Below are 17,136 nucleotides of genomic sequence, written 5' to 3'. Positions count from 1 at the left end.
GGGGGGTGGGGTAGTCCGCGCCCGGGCAGAAGGGACCTCTGACGGCGATGCAGATCCGGCTGACCGTCGTAGATCCGCTGGGCCCGTCCCCGCAGCGGGGCCGTGCCGTGAGCCGCGACGTGCTGGTGACGGCGCCCGCGGGCACGGATCTGGCCGCGGTGGCGTCGGGGCTGGCCGCGGCGGTCGCCGGGGAGGGCGGCGTGGGCCGGGACACCGGCGGCGGCGCCCCGGTGGTGCTGTACGCGGGCGCGGAGCGGCTGGACGCGCGCCGCCGTGTCCTGGGCGAGCCCCCGCTGGTCGACGGCGCCGTGCTGTCCCTGGGCGCTCCGGCGGCCCCCGAGCCGCATCCCGAACTGGACGACGCCCCGACCCAGTTGCACGTGGTCGCCGGGCCGGACGCGGGCGGGGTCCATCTGCTGCACGGCGGCCGGATCACCGTCGGCCGTTCCGCCGACGCCGACGTGCCGCTGGACGACCCGGACGTCTCCCGTCTGCACTGCGCGGTCACGGTCGGCGCCGACGGCCGGGTCTCGGTCACCGACCTCGGCTCCACGAACGGCACCGCCCTCGACGGCACGCGCGTGGGCGAGCGCCCGGTGCGGTTCCCCGCGGGCGCGCTGCTGCGGATCGGTGAATCCGCCCTGCGGGTTACGCCGTCCGGGGGTCCCGGGGCGCGCACGGCCACGGTGCCGGACGGGGAGGGGTGCCTGCGAGTGCTCCCGGGCGAACCGGAGGGGCACGCGCGCGTGGAGCCGCCGGCCGCCGGGAGCGGCCCGGACCCGGCCGGGCCCACCCGGCACACGTACGGCTCGGCGGACCACGACGCCGGCCACGACCGCGCACACGACTCCGTGGAGCCCCTCGTGGTGCCCGGGCAGGCCGGGGCGCCGAGCGCGGAGAGCCTGAGCGCTCCGTCCGGCGGCGCGGGCAGCGGCGACACGCACGCCGGACCGTACGGCGTCGACGCCCACGCCGGTACGGCGTTCCCGGAGGACACCGGCCGCGGCACCCGCAAGGGCACCCCGCTGAGGGGCACCGACGTCCCGCCGGGGGTGCGGCGGCGCGGCGGACTCGGCGCGTGGGCGCGCCGGCTCACGGGCGGACGCGGGGAGCAGCCGGACGCCGGGCCCGAGGAGTACGGCACGCTGCCCGGCGGGACCGCCGCCGGGAGCACCGGCGCCGCCCAGCGGCCCGAGACCTGGCCGGACCCGGCCGCGCTGCTGCTGACCGCGCTGGGCCCGGGGCCCCGGCTGTGGGAGCGGGGACCGGGGCACCCGGAGGCGCTGACCGTGCGGCTCGGCACGGCCGACCGCGGCGCGCCGGACGGTTCCGGCGTGCTGCCCGCCGTGCCGGTGACCGCCGCGCTGCGCGAGGCGGGCGCACTGGGCCTGGCGGGGCCGCGCCCCCGGCTGTCCGGGCTGGCCCGCGCCGTGCTGGCCCAGCTCGCCGCGCTGCACTCCCCCGACCTGCTGGAGATCGTGCTGATCAGCGCGGACCGCGCCCGCCCGGTGGCGGAGCGCACGGCCGAGTGGTCCTGGCTCGGCTGGCTGCCGCACGTCCGCCCCGGCCACGGCCAGGACTGCCGCCTGCTGCTCGCCCACGACCGCGAGCAGGCGGCGGCCCGTACGGAGGAACTGCTGCGCCGGGTCGACGAGTACGCGGCGACGGGCCGGGGCACGGCCGAGCCGGCCCCGTCCCGGACGGCTCCGGCTCCGGCTCCGGTGGAGCACGGCGCCCCCGGGACCGGCGGCACCGCGCGGACCGCCACCGCCCCCGTACCGGGTCCGCGGCAGCACGGCGACTACGGAGACCCGGTCCACGACGCCCACCCGGACCCGGCCTTCCCCGCCGGACCGGCCTCCGCCACCGGCACGGCGTTCGGCACGGCGGCCTCTTTCACCGCGCCGGCGGGCGGTCATGCCGGACCGGGCGGGGCCCGCGGCGCCGCCCCGGCCCCGGCGGCCGCTCCCGGTCCCGCGGACGCCCAGACCCGGACGGCCGCGCGCCGCCCCTCATGGGCCAGGGAGGACGCCGGACCGGCCGGGACCGGCGGCTTCCCGGGGCCGTACACGGTCGTCGTCGTGGACGGCGACCCGGGAGGCGCGGCCCTGCGGGAGTCCCTGGCGCGGCTGGCCGTGGCCGGGCCGCGGGCCGGGATCCACGTGGTGTGCCTCGCCGAGACGGAGCCCGCCTCCCCCGCCTCGCCGGTGAGCCGGACCTACGAGGCCGCCTGCGAGGTCACGCCCACCTTCCGGCACTGCGGGGCCGTCGCCCTGCTCGGCGGTGACGTGGCCGGCGCGCTCCATCTGATGCGGGTCGCGCCCACCGGCCCGGTCGGCCCGGGCACCCTCGCCACCGTCGACGCCGTCTCCCCCGCCTGGGCCGAGCGGTTCGCGCGGGCGCTGGCGCCGCTGCGGCCGGACGGCCCGCTCGCCGAGCCGCACGCGCGCGTGGCCGTGCCCCTGCCGGCGTCCGCGCGGCTGCTGGACGAGCTGGGGCTGGCCCGGGCCACCCCCGCCTCGCTGATGGCCCGCTGGGCGGACGCGGCCGACGACACGGCGTCCCCGGCCGGCCGGGCCAGGGCGGTGCTGGGCGCCGGGCCGCACGGACCGCTCACCGTCGACCTGGCCGCCGACGGGCCGCACCTGCTGATCGAGGGGCCGGCCGGCAGCGGCCGTACCGAGCTGCTGCGGACGGTGGCCGCCTCGCTCGCCGCGGCCGAGCGGCCCGACCGGCTGGGCATGGTGCTGATCGACGGCCGGGACGGCGTCGGCACCGGCGCGGGGCGCGGCGAAGGACTGCGCGTCTGTACGGACATACCCCATGTGACGACCCACCTCATCGCCAACGACCCCGTGCGCATGCGGGAGTTCGCGCAGTCACTGACGGCGGAGCTGAAGCGGCGCGCGGAGCTGCTGGGCCTGACCGACTTCGCCCAGTGGCACACCGGGCGCGAGACGCCGGGCCGGATCGTCGCGCAGCGCACCCCGAACGGCCGGACCGCCGCCGGTTCCGGTGCCGGCGCGGCGGATTCGACGGGGGACATAGAGGCGCCGCCCAGTTCCACGCTGCGGCTGCGGCCCGGAGCCGCCGCACGGCAGCGCGCCGAGGCCGCGCCGCCGCTGCCCCGGCTCGTCGTGGTCGTCGACGACCTGGACGCGCTGGTCTCCCCCGCGCTCGGCTCGCCGGGCCGGCCCGCCGCCGGGTCGGTGCTGCGGGCGCTGGAGGCGGTGGCCCGGGAGGGCGAGCGGCTCGGGGTGCACCTGGTGGCGACGGCCGGCACGGGCGGCCGTACGGCGGAGACGGAACCGGCCAGACGGGCCACCCTGCGCATCGCGCTGGACGCGCCGTCCGCCGGGCGCACGGGCGCCGCTCCGGCCGAGCGGGGCGGCGAACCGGGTGGGGAACCCGCGCCGGGGCGGGGCCGGCTGACGTACCCGGACGGGCGGGCGGTCGGCTTCCAGGGCGGCCGGGTCACCGGCCGTATCCCGCGCACCGCGACCCAGCGGCCCACGGTGGTGCCGCTGGAGTGGCAGCGCATGGGCGATCCGCCGGCCCGCCGCCCGGTGCGGGAGCTGGGCAACGGCCCGACCGACCTGGCCCTGCTGGCCAGCGCGGTGCAGCGGGCGGCCCGCGAGGTCGCCGCGGCGGAGGTGCCCTCACTGCTCTGACGGCCCGCCCCGGAACGCCACGCATGCCCCGCTGATCACGAGCCGGTCACGATGGACCGCTGGACGGCGCAGGCGCTCTTGCCGCCTCCGTCCGCCCCGGCGTAGACCGGACCGGACGGGACAGAGTTCTGACGTTCAACGGAGAACGACGAACGGGGAAGTGATGCGCAGCAACAGCGGCACCATCCGGACACACAGGGCCGTCACCACACTCGCCGCACTGCTCGCGGGAGCCCTCGCGCTGACCGCCTGCTCCGGCGGCGACAGCGACAAGAAGGGCGACGGCGGCACGGATGGCGGGGCCACCGGCTCCACCCTCACCCTGCCGAAGCTGAACGGCGCGAAGCTGGAGGTCGCCGCCGTCTGGACCGGCACCGAACAGGCGAACTTCAAGAAGGTCCTCGCGGAGTTCGAGAAGCGCACCGGCGCGAAGGTGACGTTCGTGCCCGCCCAGGACCCGATCATCAACTTCCTGGGCTCCAAGATCGCCGGCGGCCAGCCGCCGGACGTGGCGCTGCTGCCGCAGCCGGGCGCGATCAAGCAGGCCGTGCAGAAGGGCTGGGCGAAGCCGCTCGGCGCGGACGCGCTCAAGGAGCTCCAGAAGAACTACTCGCAGGGCTGGCAGGACATCGGCAAGGTCGACGGCAAGAGTTACGGCGTCTACTACAAGGCCGCCAACAAGTCGCTGATCTGGTACAACGCCAAGGCCTTCGAGAACGCGGGCGCCAAGGAGCCCAAGAGCTGGCAGGACCTGCTGACCACCGCGCAGGCGGTGTACGACTCCGGGGTCACCCCGTTCTCCGTCGGCGGCGCCGACGGATGGACGCTGACGGACTGGTTCGAGAACGTCTATCTGTCCCAGGCCGGCCCGGAGAAGTACGACCAGCTCGCCCAGCACAAGATCAAGTGGACCGATCCCTCGGTGAAGCAGGCGCTCACCACGCTCGCCCAGATCTGGGGCAAGAAGGACTACGTGGCGGGCGGCGCGGACGGCGCGCTGCAGACCGAGTTCCCGGCCTCCGTCACCCAGACCTTCACCGGCGGCGACCAGCCGAAGGCCGCCATGGTCTACGAGGGCGACTTCGCGCAGGTCAACATCGGCGACACCAAGGCGAAGGTGGGCACGGACGCGAAGGTGTTCCCGTTCCCCGCCGTGGGTTCCGACGCGCCGGTGGTCTCCGGCGGTGACGCGGCCGTCGTACTGAAGGACTCCAAGGCCGCCCAGGCGCTGGCCACCTTCCTGGCCTCCCCGGACGCGGCCACCATCCAGGCCAAGCTCGGCGGCTACCTCTCGCCGAACAAGAACGTGGCGGAGTCGGCCTACCCGAACGAGGTGCAGCGCACCATCGCCAAGGCGCTGATCGCCTCCGGCGACGACTTCCGCTTCGACATGTCCGACCAGGCCCCGCAGGCGTTCGGCGGCACCCCCGGCAAGGGCGAGTGGAAGGACCTGCAGGACTTCCTGAAGAACCCGAAGGACGTCGCGGGCACCCAGGCACAGCTCGAGAAGGACGCGGCGGCCGCGTACGGGAACGGGAGCTGAGCCGGCCATGGCGTCGGCAGCGGCGGCCGGGGCCTCTCCGGGCCCGGCCGCGCCCAAGAGCCGAAAGAGCGTGACCGGCACCCGCAAGGGCGTGGCAGCCCTGTTCCTGCTGCCCGCCCTGGTGCTGCTCGGCGCGCTCGTGGTCTACCCGATCGGGTACTCGGTCGTCCGCAGCTTCTACAACGCCTCGGGGGACGGCTTCGCCGGGTTCGACAACTACAAGGCGCTGTTCACGGACGACGGCATCCGGACGGCGCTGAAGAACAACATCATCTGGGTGGTGTTCGCGCCCACGGTCTCCACCGCGCTCGGCCTGATCTTCGCGGTGCTGACCGAACGGGTGTCCTGGGGAACGGCGTTCAAGCTGGTCGTCTTCATGCCGATGGCGATCTCCATGCTCGCGGCCGGGATCATCTTCCGGCTGGTGTACGACCAGGACCCGGACAAGGGCGTCGCCAACGCGGTGTGGGTGGGGGTGCACGACACCTTCGCCCAGTCGTCGGCGTTCCCGAAGGCGCACCCCGGCCGTGACTCGCCGCTGAAGGCGGACGCGGGCGGGTTCATCACCTCGGCCCCCGTGCACGCCGGGCAGCCGGTCACGCTCCCGCTCGTCGGGGTGGCCCCGGACCAGATGCCGGACGGCGCGAAGAAGGCCGTGGCCGCCGAGGCCGAGCCCGGGAAGATCACCGGCACCACCTGGCAGGACTTCACGCGCGGCAAGGGCGTCGGAAAGCCGGGCTCGCCCGACCCGTCCGAACTCGGCTACGCCGGGATGCGGATCGAGGCGGTCAAGGACGGCAAGGTGGTGGCCTCCGCCGAGGCCGCCGGCGACGGCACCTTCACGCTGCCCGCGTCGGCCGAGGGAGCGCTGCTGCGGCTGCCGGCGAGCAACTTCAAGGAGCCCTACAACGGCGTCGACTGGCTCGGTCCGGCGCTGGTGACCCCGGCCGTCATCGGGTCGTACGTGTGGATGTGGGCGGGCTTCGCGATGGTGCTGATCGCGGCCGGGCTCGCGGGGGTGCCCCGGGAGCTGCTGGAGGCGGCGCGCGTGGACGGCGCCAACGAGTGGCAGGTGTTCCGCAAGGTCACCGCGCCGCTGCTCGCGCCGGTCCTGGCGGTGGTCGTGGTCACACTGATGATCAACGTGCTGAAGGTCTTCGACCTCGTCTACATCATCGCCCCCGGCTCCTCCCAGGACGACGCCAACGTGCTGGCCCTGGAGCTGTACCGCAAGGGCTTCGCGGAGGGCCAGCCGGGCATCGCCAGCGCGATCGCGGTGTTCCTGCTGCTCCTGGTGATCCCGGTGATGCTGTTCAACATCCGTCGGTTGCGGCGGGAGGTGCGGCGATGACGGCGACTGCCGGAAGGATCGGGAAGGTGACACCCACCGACACGGCCGTGCGGGCCCGGCAGTCCTGGGCCGCGCGGATGACCGGGCGGCTCAGCGGCGGGCTGGTCCGCTTCTTCCTGCTGCTCGTGGGCCTGTTCTGGCTGGTGCCGACCATCGGCCTGCTGATCTCCTCGCTGCGCGCGCCGGAGGACGTGAGCGCGAGCGGCTGGTGGCAGGTGTTCGCCAAGCCGTCCCAGCTGACCCTCGACAGCTACCAGAAGCTGCTGGAGAACGGCGACATCACCAACTCCCTGGTGAACACCGTGCTGATCACGGTCCCGGCGACGATCCTGGTCGTGGTGATCGGCTCGCTCGCGGGCTACGCGTTCGCGTGGATGGAGTTCCCGGGCCGGGACTGGTGGTTCCTCGGCGTGGTCAGCCTGCTGGTGGTGCCGGTGCAGGTGGCGCTGATCCCGATCGCGGAACTGTTCGGCCAGATCGGCCTGTTCGGGACCATCCTCGGGGTGATCCTGTTCCACGTCGGCTTCGGTCTGCCGTTCGCGGTGTTCCTGCTGCGCAACTTCTTCGCGGAGATCCCCCGGGAACTCCTCGAGGCGGCGCGCCTCGACGGCGCCGGTGAACTGCGGCTGTTCACCCGGGTGGTGATGCCGCTCGGCGGGCCCGCCATCGCGAGCCTCGGCATCTTCCAGTTCCTGTGGGTGTGGAACGACATGCTGGTCGCGCTGGTGTTCACCAAGTCCGGCTCGCAGCCGATCACGGTCGCCCTGCAGACGCAGGTACGGCAGTTCGGCAACAACATCGACGTGCTGGCGCCCGGCGCCTTCATCTCGATGGTGATCCCGCTGGCCGTGTTCTTCGCGTTCCAGCGGCAGTTCGTGTCCGGGGTGATGGCCGGCGCGGTCAAGTAGACCCGCGGCGAACGGATTTCGAGGGGCGGGCCGGCCGGGCCCGCCCCTCGGCGTGTAGCCGACGTGTTCGCGGTGTCCCCCGAACGCCGTACGAACCGTAACCAATTGACTCCATCGGCCGTTCCCGGGCCAGACGCCCGTGCCGACCGACCCATGGATGTCCCGTGCCCAGGTTCACTGTGATTGTCCCCGCGTACCAGGTCCAGGCATACCTGTCCGAGTGTCTGGACTCGGTGCTCTCCCAGTCGTACCCCGATCTCGAACTGATCGTCGTGGACGACTGCTCCCCGGACGCCTGCGGAGCGATCGCCGACGAGTACGCGGCCCGCGACGCCCGCGTGAAGGTCGTGCACCACCAGGAGAACCAGGGCCTGGGCCGTGCCCGCAACACGGGCATGGCCCGGGCGACGGGCGACTACCTGCTCTTCCTGGACAGCGACGACACGCTCACCCCGGACGCGTTGCGCGCGATCGCCGACCGGATCAAGGAGACCGACGAGCCGGATCTCCTGGTCTTCGACTACGCGCGCACCTTCTGGAACGGCGAGGCGATCCGCAACCAGGTGGCCGTCCACCTGACCGAGCGGGGTCCGGCGCCGTTCCGCCTCGAGGTCCGTCCGGGGCTGCTGCGGGTGCTGATGGTCGCCTGGAACAAGGCGTACCGGCGGGAGTTCGTCGAGGAGCGGGGTCTGTCGTTCCCGCCCGGCTACTACGAGGACACCCCCTGGACCTTCCCGGCCCTGATGGCGGCGGAGTCGATCGCCACCCTGGACCGGGTGTGCGTGCACTACCGGCAGCGCCGGCAGGGCAACATCCTGGGCACCACCAGCCGCAAGCACTTCGACGTCTTCGAGCAGTACGACCGGGTGTTCGCGTACGTCGAGCGGCATCCCGGACTCGATCGCTGGCGTGCGGAGCTGTTCGGCCGGATGATCGACCACTACGTCACGGTCCTCAGCCGCCGGGACCGGCTGCCACGCGGCAGCCACGCCGAGTTCCTGCGCCGGGCCCGGGCGCACTACCGCCGCTACCGCGTCCCCGGCGCCGGGGTGCCGGCCCGGTCCCGGCTGCGGCACACCCTGGTCCGCTTCGGCCTGCACCGCACCTTCCGCGCGCTGCGACTGGCCGCGGCCCTCCGGCGTCGCTCGCTGAAGCACGCGCGGAGGCTCGCCCGCTCCCTCAGGTCAGCGGCCCTTCGACTGCACTACCGGATCCAGCTCCGCCTGCCGCTGCGCGCCGACCGCGCGGTGTTCGCCGCCCAGGAGGGGCCCGGCGGCGGTCCGGGCGCGCTGGAGGAGGCGTTCCGCACGCACGCCCCGCACATCCGCACCGCCTGGATCGCCCGCTCTGAGCACCGGCACGCGGTCCCGCCTGGTACGCGCCGGCTGCTCCCGGGCACGGCCGCCTGCTGGACGGCGCTGGCCCGCTCCAAGTACCTGGTGCACGACGGCCACTTCGGACCCGGACTGCGCAAGCGCCCGGGCCAGGTCTTCGTCCAGACCGAGCAGGGCACCCCGCTCGGGCACCGGGGCCTGGACCTGCGGGAGCGTCCCGCGGCCGCCCGGGACACCGACTTCGAGGAGCTGTTGCGGGCCGTCGACCAGTGGGACCACGTGCTGTCCGGCAACCGGCACACCACCCTGACCTGGGAACGGGTGTACCCGGGCCGCTACACCACGCTGGAGTACGGCTCGCCGCGCAACGACGTGTTCCAGCGGGCCACCTCGGCGGACGTCGGCCGGCTGCGCGAGTCGCTGGGCGTACCGGAGGGCGCGGTCGCCGTCCTGTACGCGCCCGCGCACCGCGACCACCGCCGCACCCAGCGTCCGCTGCTCGACCTGGGGCGGATCCAGCGCCGGCTCGGCCCGCGCTTCGTCGTCCTCGACCGCTCCCCCGCCCCGCAGGGCGGCTCCCGCGGGGAGGACGGCCGGATCATCGACGTCTCCGGGCACCCGGACGTGGCGTCCCTCTGCCTGGCCTCGGACGCGCTGCTCACCGACTACTCGTCCCTGATGTTCGACTACGCGTGCCTGGACCGGCCGATCGTCGTGCACACCGGGGACTGGGACACCTACGAGGCGACCCGGGGCGTCTACTTCGACCTGCGCGCCTTCCCGCCGGGCGCGGTCGCCGCCGGCGAGGACGAGCTGATCGACGTCTTCGCCACCGGCCGGTGGCGTGACTCCGGCACCGGCCGGCTGCGGGCGGCCTTCCGGGAGCGGTTCTGCCCGTACGACGACGGGCACGCCGCCGAGCGGGTCCTACGGCGGGTCGTGCTGGGTGAGACGGAGGGGCTGCCGGCGTTCGTCCCGCTCGCCGAGCGCAGGCCGGTGCCCTCGGCCGCGGCGGCGCTCGCCCGTTCCCCGCTCGCCACCGTGCCGCAACCTTCCGGCCCGCACCCCGTCACCGAGAGCCGCTGAGCAGCGTTGGTCCTTCCGGGAGTTCCCATGCCCCGCAGTACGACGCGGCCCACTCCGGTCCGGCCGTCCACCTGGCGTCCCGCCGGACGGCCGAGCCGCGTCGGCTGGACGACGCGCGTCGGCAAGACAACAGAAAGAGTAGAATGCCCCGCTTCAGCATCATCGTCCCGTCCCACGGGGTCGCCGGCCGGCTGTCCCAGGCGCTGGACTCGGTCCTCGGCCAGTCCTTCGGCGATCTCGAGCTGATCCCGGTCTGCGACGCACCCGACTCCCCGGCCGCCGCGGTGGCCGCCGCGTACGCCGGGCGGGACTCCCGGGTGGCCCCGGTCCACTCACCGCCGTCCACCGGCCTGAGCGGGGCGCGCAACGCCGGGATGCGGGCGGCGGGCGGCGCGTACGTGCTGTTCCTCGACGGCGACGACCTGCTGCTGCCGGGCGCGCTGGCGGCCCTGGACGCGCGGCTGGCCGAGACCGCGGGCGTGGACGTGCTGTACACCGAGCACGAGCGGACCCCCTGGTGGGAGGGCGAGCCGGCCAACCCGGCCGCGCCGCTGCTGGCGAAGGCGCCGAAGGGGGCCTTCGCCCCGGACCGGTTCCCTGAGCTGACCGGGGTGCGGCTGCCGGTGTGGGGTACCGCCTACCGTCGGGCCTTCCTCACCGAGCACGGACTCCTCTTCCCCGAGGGCCACTTCACCGACCTGGGCTGGAGCGGGCTGGCCGGCGTCGCCGCCGAGCGGATCGCGGTGCTGCGCCGGGCCGTCGTACGCCACCGGTCGCGCCGCCAGGGCAGCCGGCTCAATCTGCCCGGGCCGCACCAGCACACCCTGCTGGACCAGGTGGAGCTGGTGCTGACCCGGGCTGCCGTGGCGGGGCTGTCCGCCGGACGGGCGCGGGCGCTGTTCGACCAGCTCTTCGCGCATGTGCTGCGGACGGCGTCCCGCCCGGAGCGGCTGCCCTCCGGGCACCGCTCGTTCTTCCGCCGGGCCGGGCGGCTCTACCGGACGCACCGGCCGGCCGGCCATCACGCGCCCGCCGGCAGCCTGGGGGTGCAGCACCGGCTGCTGGCGACGGGCGCGTACAGCGCGTTCCGGGCGCTGCGGGGCGCCAACCGGGTGGCGTCCCGGTCCGCCGAGCGGCTGCCGCGCCCGCGCATGCTGCGCACCCGGCTGCGCTACGCCCGTGAGCTGCGCCGGCCCCTGGATCCCCGGCTCGCGGTGTTCTGCGCGTACTGGGGCCGGGGATACGCCTGCAACCCGGCGGCGATCCACGCCAAGGCCCGGGAACTCGCCCCGCACATCCGCTCGGTGTTCCTGGTCGAGGCGGACCAGGCCCACGCCGTGCCGGAGGGCGTCGACCACGCGGTGATCGGCTCCCGCCGCTACTGGGAGGTGCTGGCCCGCGCCACGTACCTGGTCAACAACGCCAACTTCGCGGAGGGCGTGGTGAAGCGGCCGGGCAGTGTGCACCTGCAGACCCAGCACGGCACCCCGCTGAAGACGATGGGGGTGGACCAGTCGACGTACCCGGTGGTGGCGGCCCGGTCCGGCAGCTTCACGAAACTGCTGGGCCGGGTGGACCGCTGGGACTTCAACCTGTCCTCCAACGGCCACTCCACGCAGATGTGGGAGCGCGCCTTCCCCGGCTCGTACGAGCACCTGGAGTACGGCTATCCGCGCAACGACGTCTACTTCACGGCGACCGCCGACGACGTCGCCCGCGTCCGCCGGGAGCTGGGCGTGCCCGAGGGGGCGACGGCCGTGCTGTACGCGCCGACCCACCGCGACCACCACACCGGGTTCGAACCCGGCCTGGACCTGGAGGCGTTCTGCGAGGCGGCCGGCGAGGACGTCGTCGTGCTGCTGCGCGCCCACTACTTCTACGACCTGGGGCGCCCGGCGGGCTCCGGCCGGGTCATCGACGTGACCGCGCACCGCTCCTCGGAGGACGTGTGCCTGGCGGCGGACGCGCTGGTCACCGACTACTCCTCGATCATGTTCGACTACGCCAACCTGGACCGGCCGATCGTGGTGTACGCCGACGACTGGGAGGTCTACCGGGAGACGCGGGGCGTCTACTTCGACCTGCCGGCCGAGCCGCCGGGGCCGGTCGCCCGGACGCCCGGCGAGCTGGCCCGGATCTTCCGTGACGGCTCCTGGGCGGGACCCGGGTCCACGGCGGCGCGGGCCGCGTTCCGGGAGCGGTTCTGCCAGTTCGACGACGGACGGGCCGCCGAACGCGTCGTACGGCGGGTGCTGCTCGGCGAGCCGCCGGAGGCGGTGCCGCCGGTGATCCCGCTCGCGGAGCGCGTCCCCGCCCCCGCCGCCGCCACCCTCGTGAGGAGCTGACCCGTGCCCCGTTTCAGTCTCATCGTCCCCTGCTACAAGGTGCAGGGCTTCCTGCGCGAGTGCCTGGACTCGGTGCTGCGGCAGTCCTTCGCCGACTTCGAGCTGATCGCCGTGGACGACCGCTCCCCGGACGGCTGCGGCGCGATCCTGGACGAGTACGCGGCCCGTGACCCGCGGGTGAAGGTGCTGCACCTGCCGGAGAACGCCGGGCTCGGCCGGGCCCGCAACGCCGGGCTGCCGCACGCCACCGGCGACTACCTGTTCTTCCTGGACAGCGACGACACGCTCACCCCGGGCGCGCTGGGCGCCATGGCCGACCGGCTGGCGGAGGCCGGCGACCCGGACGTGCTGGTCTTCGACTACGCGCGCACCTACTGGTGGGGCGGCACCCGGCGCAACGCCCTGGCGCACGTGCTGGCCGGGGCCGGCGCGGAGACCTTCACGGCCGCCGGCCGGCCGGAGATCCTGGACCTGCTGATGGTGGTGTGGAACAAGGTCTACCGGCGCGACTTCGTCGAGGAGAACGGCTTCGAGTTCCCGCCCGGGTACTACGAGGACACCCCGTGGACCTTCCCGGTCATGCTCAGCGCCCGGCGGATCGCCGCGCTGGACCGGATCTGCCTGAACTACCGGCAGCGCAGGCAGGGCAACATCCTGTCCACCACCAGCCGCAAGCACTTCGACATCCACGACCAGTACGAGCGGGTCTTCGCCTTCGTGGACGGACACCCGGAGCTGGCGGGCTGGCGGCCGTACCTGCACCGCAAGATGGGCGAGCACTGCCTGGACATTCTCGCCAAGCCGGACCGGCTGCCGCCGTCGGACCGGGCCGAGTTCTTCCGGCGCACCGCGGAGATGTTCCGCCGGTACCGGCCCGAGGGCGCCCTCGTGGACGGTGAGGCCGCCGTGCTGGAGGGCGGCTACGCGCGTTATCTGCTGATGCGGCAGGCGGGCCGGGCCGGACGTGAGGCCGTGCGGCGGGCGGGGCCTGCCCGGCGGGCCGTCGGCGCCCGGGCCCGGCGCGGCTGGGCCCGGCTGCACGCGCACCGGCCGCTGGACGAGGACCTGGTGGTGTACTCGGCGTCCTCGCACCAGGGTGTGCTGGGCGATCCGGCCGCCGTGTACCGCAAGGCGCTGGAGATCGCCCCGGGGCTGCGCGGGGTGTGGGTGGTGCGCGACGAGGAGGTGGCCGGGCGGCTGCCGGCCGGCGTCGAGCACGTGCTCATGGGCTCACGGCGCTGTCTGGAGATCACCGCCCGGGCCAAGTTCTTCGTCAACGACGTCAACTGGCCCGGCGCGCTGGCCAAACGGCCCGGCAGCGTGCACATCCACACCCATCAGGGCACCCCGCTGAAGTACATGGGCGCCGACCTGCTGGACAAGCCCGGCGCCCGGCTGGGCTTCGACGTGCCGCAGATGCTTCGCCGGGCCGACCGCTGGGACTACAGCCTGGTCGCCAACCGTCATTCGGAGCTGGTCTGGGAGCGCGCCTACCCCTGCCACTTCACCTCGGTGCGCACCGGCAGCCCGCGCAACGACGTGCTGGTCGGCGCGGCCGACGGGGCGGGCGCCGGCTTCCGGCTGCGGCACGGCATCCCGGCGGACCACACGGTGGTGCTGTACGCGCCGACCCGCCGGGACTACCGGCGCGGCGGGCACGTGGACCGGCTCGACCCGGCGCGGTTCGCGGCCGACCTCGGCGAGGGCAGCACCCTCGTGGTGCGGCTGCACCCGACGCTGGCGGCCGGTCCGGCGCGCGGCATGGGCCTGACGGAGCTGGCCCGGCGCGGGGTCGTGGTCGACGCGACGGACGAGCCGCACGTCGAGGAGGTGATGCTCGCCTCGGACGTCCTGGTCACGGACTACTCGTCCCTGATGTTCGACTACGCCGTCCTGGACCGCCCGATCGTGGTGCACGCCGACGACTGGGCCGCGTTCACCGCGAGCCGGGGCACCTATCTCGACATCACCGCGGAGGCGCCGGGCCATGTGTCCCGTTCCTACCGCGAGCTGGTCCGGCAGTTCACGTCCGGGGCATGGCGGGACGAGGAGTCACGGCGGCTGCGGGCGGACTTCCGGGCCCGGTTCTGCGAGTTCGACGACGGGCGGGCCGCCGAGCGGGTCGTACGGACGCTGCTGCTCGGCGAGTCCATGCCGGCCGGGCCGGGGTCCGTGCGGATCCCCGGCCAGGCGGTCGGCGGCGAGTCGCCGGCCCCGAAGGCGAGGCCGGCCGGTCGCCGGTGACGGGTCCGGCTACTCGATGACGAGGTCGACCTCGATGTTGCCGCGGGTGGCGTTGGAGTAGGGGCAGACCTGGTGGGCGGTCTCGACCAGCTTGCGGCCGGTCGCCTCGTCCACGGTCTCGGGCAGCTCCACGCGCAGCGTCACCTTCAGGCCGAAGCCCTCGCCCTGCTTGCCGATGCCGACCTCGGCGGTCACCGCGGCGTCGGTGACGTCGACCTTCGCCTGACGGCCGACGAGGCCGAGGGCGCTGCCGAAGCAGGCGGCGTAACCGGCGGCGAAGAGCTGCTCGGGGTTGGTGCCCTGGCCGTCGCCGCCCAGCTCCACCGGCGGGGCCAGCTTGAGGTCGATCTTGCCGTCGGAGGAGACGGCACGACCGTCGCGGCCGTGGGTGGCGGTGGCGGTGGCGGTGTAGAGCGCGTCCATGAAGACCATCCCTCTGGAAGTCGGTGGCGTCGCGGCGGCTCCGGTCGGGCCGCCTCACGACCGTAAGTAGAGCACACGATTAAATTGTGCACAACTGAATGGCCTGAAAGAGCTACCCTGGAGCCATGAGCGCCTCGCCGACCCCGCCGCCCCCGCCGGCCACCGAAACCGTCCCGGACTCCGAGTGGCTGCGGCTGGACCGCCAGATCTGCTTCTCCCTGAACGCGGCGTCCCGCGCCTTCAACGGCGTGTACCGCGTGATCCTCAAGGAGCTCGGGCTCACCTACCCCCAGTACCTGGTGCTGCTCGTGCTGTGGGAGCACGGCGATCTGCCGGTGAAGAAGCTCGGGGAGCATCTGCGGCTCGACTCCGGGACGCTGTCGCCGCTGGTCAAGCGGCTCGAGGCGGCCGGTCTCGTCACGCGTGAGCGCAGCGCGCACGACGAGCGCTCGGTGCAGGTGCGGCTGACCGGCCAGGGCGCGGCACTGCGCGAGCGGGCCCTGGAGGTGCCGCGCCGCATCGCGGCGGCCACCGGCTTCGAGCTGGCGGAGATCGGCGAGTTGCGCGAGCGCCTGGACCGGCTCACCAGCGCGCTGGACGCGGCGGCGCTGGCGGAGGCTGCGGGGCACCAGTGAGGCCGGGGAGGGCCCGGCGGACGTAGAGCCGCACGGCCACCTCGCCCTGCACCGACTCCTCGGCCGGCGTGAACTCCCGCGCCAGCACGGCTGACTTCGTCCGCTCGACGGGGCTGCCCGGCGTCCACCGCCCGGCCAGCACGTCCCGGTCGGCGACCACCCAGACGCGCTCCAGCCGGGCCATCCGGTGGCGCAGACCCAGCGGTCCCGCCTCCCGTCCGTAGAGGGTCCCGGACTCGGCGGCCGACTCCGCCAGCGCCAGGTCCCGGGCGCCGTGGAAGGCCCCTGGGTAGGTGAGGGCGGCGTTCCGCGTCTGCGCCGGCAGGAACAGCACGGGGTCTCCCGGGCGCAGCTTCCGGTCGGCGGCCCGGGCGACGGCGGCGAGGTCGTCGGGTCTGCGCGCCGGGTCACGGTCGGCGCGGAGCAGGGGGAGCTGGTGGGTGAGGGCCAGGAGGACGGCGACGGCTCCGGCCAGGGTGGCGAGCGGGACGCGCGCGCGGAGCGACAGCAGCCGGTCGGCCCCGGCCGCCACCAGCAGCGGCGCCCCCGACAGGGCGTAGAGCACATAGCGGTCGACGTACAGCGGCGACACCTGCGACACCAGCATCAGCGCGAGCGGCGGCACCGCGGCCAGCGGCGCGGCGACCCCCGCACACGCCGGCTCCCCCCGCCGCCCGGCCAGACCCAGGAGTCCCACCAGGGCCAGGGCCAGACACAGCCAGAACACCCCGTCCGTCGGCCCGAGGAACGTGCGCAGCAGCCCGCGCGCCGTCGCCCGCGTCGGCGGTCGCAGCCACGCCACCTGCGCCGACTGGGCCCGGGACACCAGCACCAGCGGCAGCAGCCCGAGTCCCGCCACGGCCGCCGCGCACCCCCAGCCGCGCCATACCCGCGGCCCCACCCGGGCCAGCGCCAGCGACAGCGCGTGGGCGGGCAGCAGCAGCACCGCGAACTCGTGCAGCCAGCAGGTGAGGGTGACGACCGTGCCGTACGCCCACCAGGTACCGCCGCGCAGGGCCCGCACGAACAGCAGCGTCGCCGCCGTGGCGCCGGCCGCGACCAGCGCGTACGAGCGGCCCTCCTGCGCGTAGTGACCGGCCATCGGTGAGACGGCGTACAGCAGCCCGGCCCACAGCCCGACGCGCGGACGCGCCAGCCGGGCGCCGAGCGCGGCGACCAGACCGGCGGTCACCGCCGCCGCGCACACGGACGGCAGCCTGAGAACGACCTCGCCGGGGTGGACGGCCAGGACGGGGTGCATGAGGAGGTAGTACAGGCCGTGCACCGCGTCCACGTCGTGCAGCAGCCGCCAGATCTGCGGCACCGTGCGGCGGGCCACCTGGAAGGTGACGGCCTCGTCGCGCCACATCCCGCCCCGGTCGAGCCGCCAGCAGCCGAGCGCGAGCATCACCAGCGCGGGCGCGCACACGGCCGCGGCCCGACGAGCGCGGCCCGGCCCGCCCGCCGGGGCGGCGGCCGGCCCGGCGGACACCGCTGTCGCTTCCCCGTACGGCCGCGGCTTCAGAGGAGACCCGAGGTTCACCACAGCCTGATCTTTTGCGATTAGCCAATCTTTGCCGGGGAATGACGGCGTAT

General features: G+C 74.6%; 10 protein-coding genes. 8 read left to right on the top strand and 2 right to left on the bottom strand.

The window, feature by feature from the left end; all coding sequences use genetic code 11:
* Nucleotides 1-47: 47 nt before the first annotated feature.
* The 7 genes from ABZ478_RS00110 to ABZ478_RS00080 all read left to right on the top strand — a co-directional run bounded on the left by ABZ478_RS00110 (nucleotide 48) and on the right by ABZ478_RS00080 (nucleotide 14,482).
* A complete protein-coding gene (locus tag ABZ478_RS00110; protein ID WP_359544244.1) occupies nucleotides 48-3,671 on the top strand; it encodes an FHA domain-containing protein in 3,624 nt (1,207 codons plus the stop codon).
* A gap of 163 nt (nucleotides 3,672-3,834) precedes the next feature.
* Nucleotides 3,835-5,214 (top strand): ABC transporter substrate-binding protein, encoded by a 1,380-nt coding sequence (locus tag ABZ478_RS00105; protein WP_359544243.1) that lies wholly within the window; start codon nucleotides 3,835-3,837, stop codon nucleotides 5,212-5,214.
* Nucleotides 5,215-5,221: 7 nt separating this feature from the next.
* On the top strand, nucleotides 5,222-6,565 hold the full coding sequence (locus ABZ478_RS00100) for a sugar ABC transporter permease (RefSeq protein WP_359544242.1): 1,344 nt from the start codon (nucleotides 5,222-5,224) through the stop codon (nucleotides 6,563-6,565).
* Nucleotides 6,562-7,473: a carbohydrate ABC transporter permease gene (locus ABZ478_RS00095; protein ID WP_359544241.1), complete on the top strand. Its 912-nt coding sequence runs from the start codon at nucleotides 6,562-6,564 to the stop codon at nucleotides 7,471-7,473. Before ABZ478_RS00100 ends, ABZ478_RS00095 begins: the two co-directional genes overlap by 4 nt.
* A 164-nt stretch (nucleotides 7,474-7,637) precedes the next feature.
* Nucleotides 7,638-9,893: a bifunctional glycosyltransferase family 2 protein/CDP-glycerol:glycerophosphate glycerophosphotransferase gene (locus ABZ478_RS00090; protein ID WP_359544240.1), complete on the top strand. Its 2,256-nt coding sequence runs from the start codon at nucleotides 7,638-7,640 to the stop codon at nucleotides 9,891-9,893.
* Nucleotides 9,894-10,036: 143 nt separating this feature from the next.
* Complete coding sequence (locus tag ABZ478_RS00085; protein ID WP_359544239.1) at nucleotides 10,037-12,238, top strand: CDP-glycerol glycerophosphotransferase family protein; 2,202 nt, start codon at nucleotides 10,037-10,039, stop codon at nucleotides 12,236-12,238.
* 3 nt (nucleotides 12,239-12,241) lie between these two features.
* Nucleotides 12,242-14,482, top strand: a complete 2,241-nt coding sequence (locus tag ABZ478_RS00080) for a CDP-glycerol glycerophosphotransferase family protein (RefSeq protein WP_359544238.1) — start codon at nucleotides 12,242-12,244, stop codon at nucleotides 14,480-14,482.
* Between the two features lie 9 nt (nucleotides 14,483-14,491).
* Here ABZ478_RS00080 and ABZ478_RS00075 read toward each other — a convergent pair whose 3' ends face one another.
* Nucleotides 14,492-14,905 carry an organic hydroperoxide resistance protein gene (locus tag ABZ478_RS00075; protein ID WP_359544237.1) on the bottom strand — a complete coding sequence of 138 codons (414 nt, stop codon included), beginning with the start codon at nucleotides 14,903-14,905 and terminating at the stop codon, nucleotides 14,492-14,494.
* A 125-nt stretch (nucleotides 14,906-15,030) separates the two neighbouring features.
* Between ABZ478_RS00075 and ABZ478_RS00070 the strand changes: the two genes are divergently transcribed.
* Complete coding sequence (locus ABZ478_RS00070; protein WP_359544236.1) at nucleotides 15,031-15,540, top strand: MarR family transcriptional regulator; 510 nt, start codon at nucleotides 15,031-15,033, stop codon at nucleotides 15,538-15,540.
* Here the strand turns inward: ABZ478_RS00070 and ABZ478_RS00065 are convergent.
* Entirely contained in the window at nucleotides 15,488-17,032 is a 1,545-nt protein-coding gene (locus ABZ478_RS00065; RefSeq protein WP_359544235.1) for a glycosyltransferase family 39 protein, read from the bottom strand. The two genes, ABZ478_RS00070 and ABZ478_RS00065, sit on opposite strands and share 53 nt — an antisense overlap.
* Between the last annotated feature and the right edge of the window lie 104 nt (nucleotides 17,033-17,136).

Source organism: Streptomyces sp. NPDC005706 (genome assembly GCF_040631045.1).
Classification (GTDB): Bacteria; Actinomycetota; Actinomycetes; order Streptomycetales; family Streptomycetaceae; genus Streptomyces.
This window is presented reverse-complemented; position numbering and strand designations above follow the sequence as displayed.

Bases quoted from the DNA above. Each gene is read 5' to 3' on its own strand.
- ABZ478_RS00110 (WP_359544244.1), top strand. From the start codon at position 48: ATGCAGATCCGGCTGACCGTCGTAGATCCGCTGGGCCCGTCCCCGCAG.
- ABZ478_RS00105 (WP_359544243.1), top strand. From the start codon at position 3,835: ATGCGCAGCAACAGCGGCACCATCCGGACACACAGGGCCGTCACCACA.
- ABZ478_RS00100 (WP_359544242.1), top strand. From the start codon at position 5,222: ATGGCGTCGGCAGCGGCGGCCGGGGCCTCTCCGGGCCCGGCCGCGCCC.
- ABZ478_RS00095 (WP_359544241.1), top strand. From the start codon at position 6,562: ATGACGGCGACTGCCGGAAGGATCGGGAAGGTGACACCCACCGACACG.
- ABZ478_RS00085 (WP_359544239.1), top strand. From the start codon at position 10,037: ATGCCCCGCTTCAGCATCATCGTCCCGTCCCACGGGGTCGCCGGCCGG.
- ABZ478_RS00075 (WP_359544237.1), bottom strand. From the start codon at position 14,905: ATGGACGCGCTCTACACCGCCACCGCCACCGCCACCCACGGCCGCGAC.
- ABZ478_RS00070 (WP_359544236.1), top strand. From the start codon at position 15,031: ATGAGCGCCTCGCCGACCCCGCCGCCCCCGCCGGCCACCGAAACCGTC.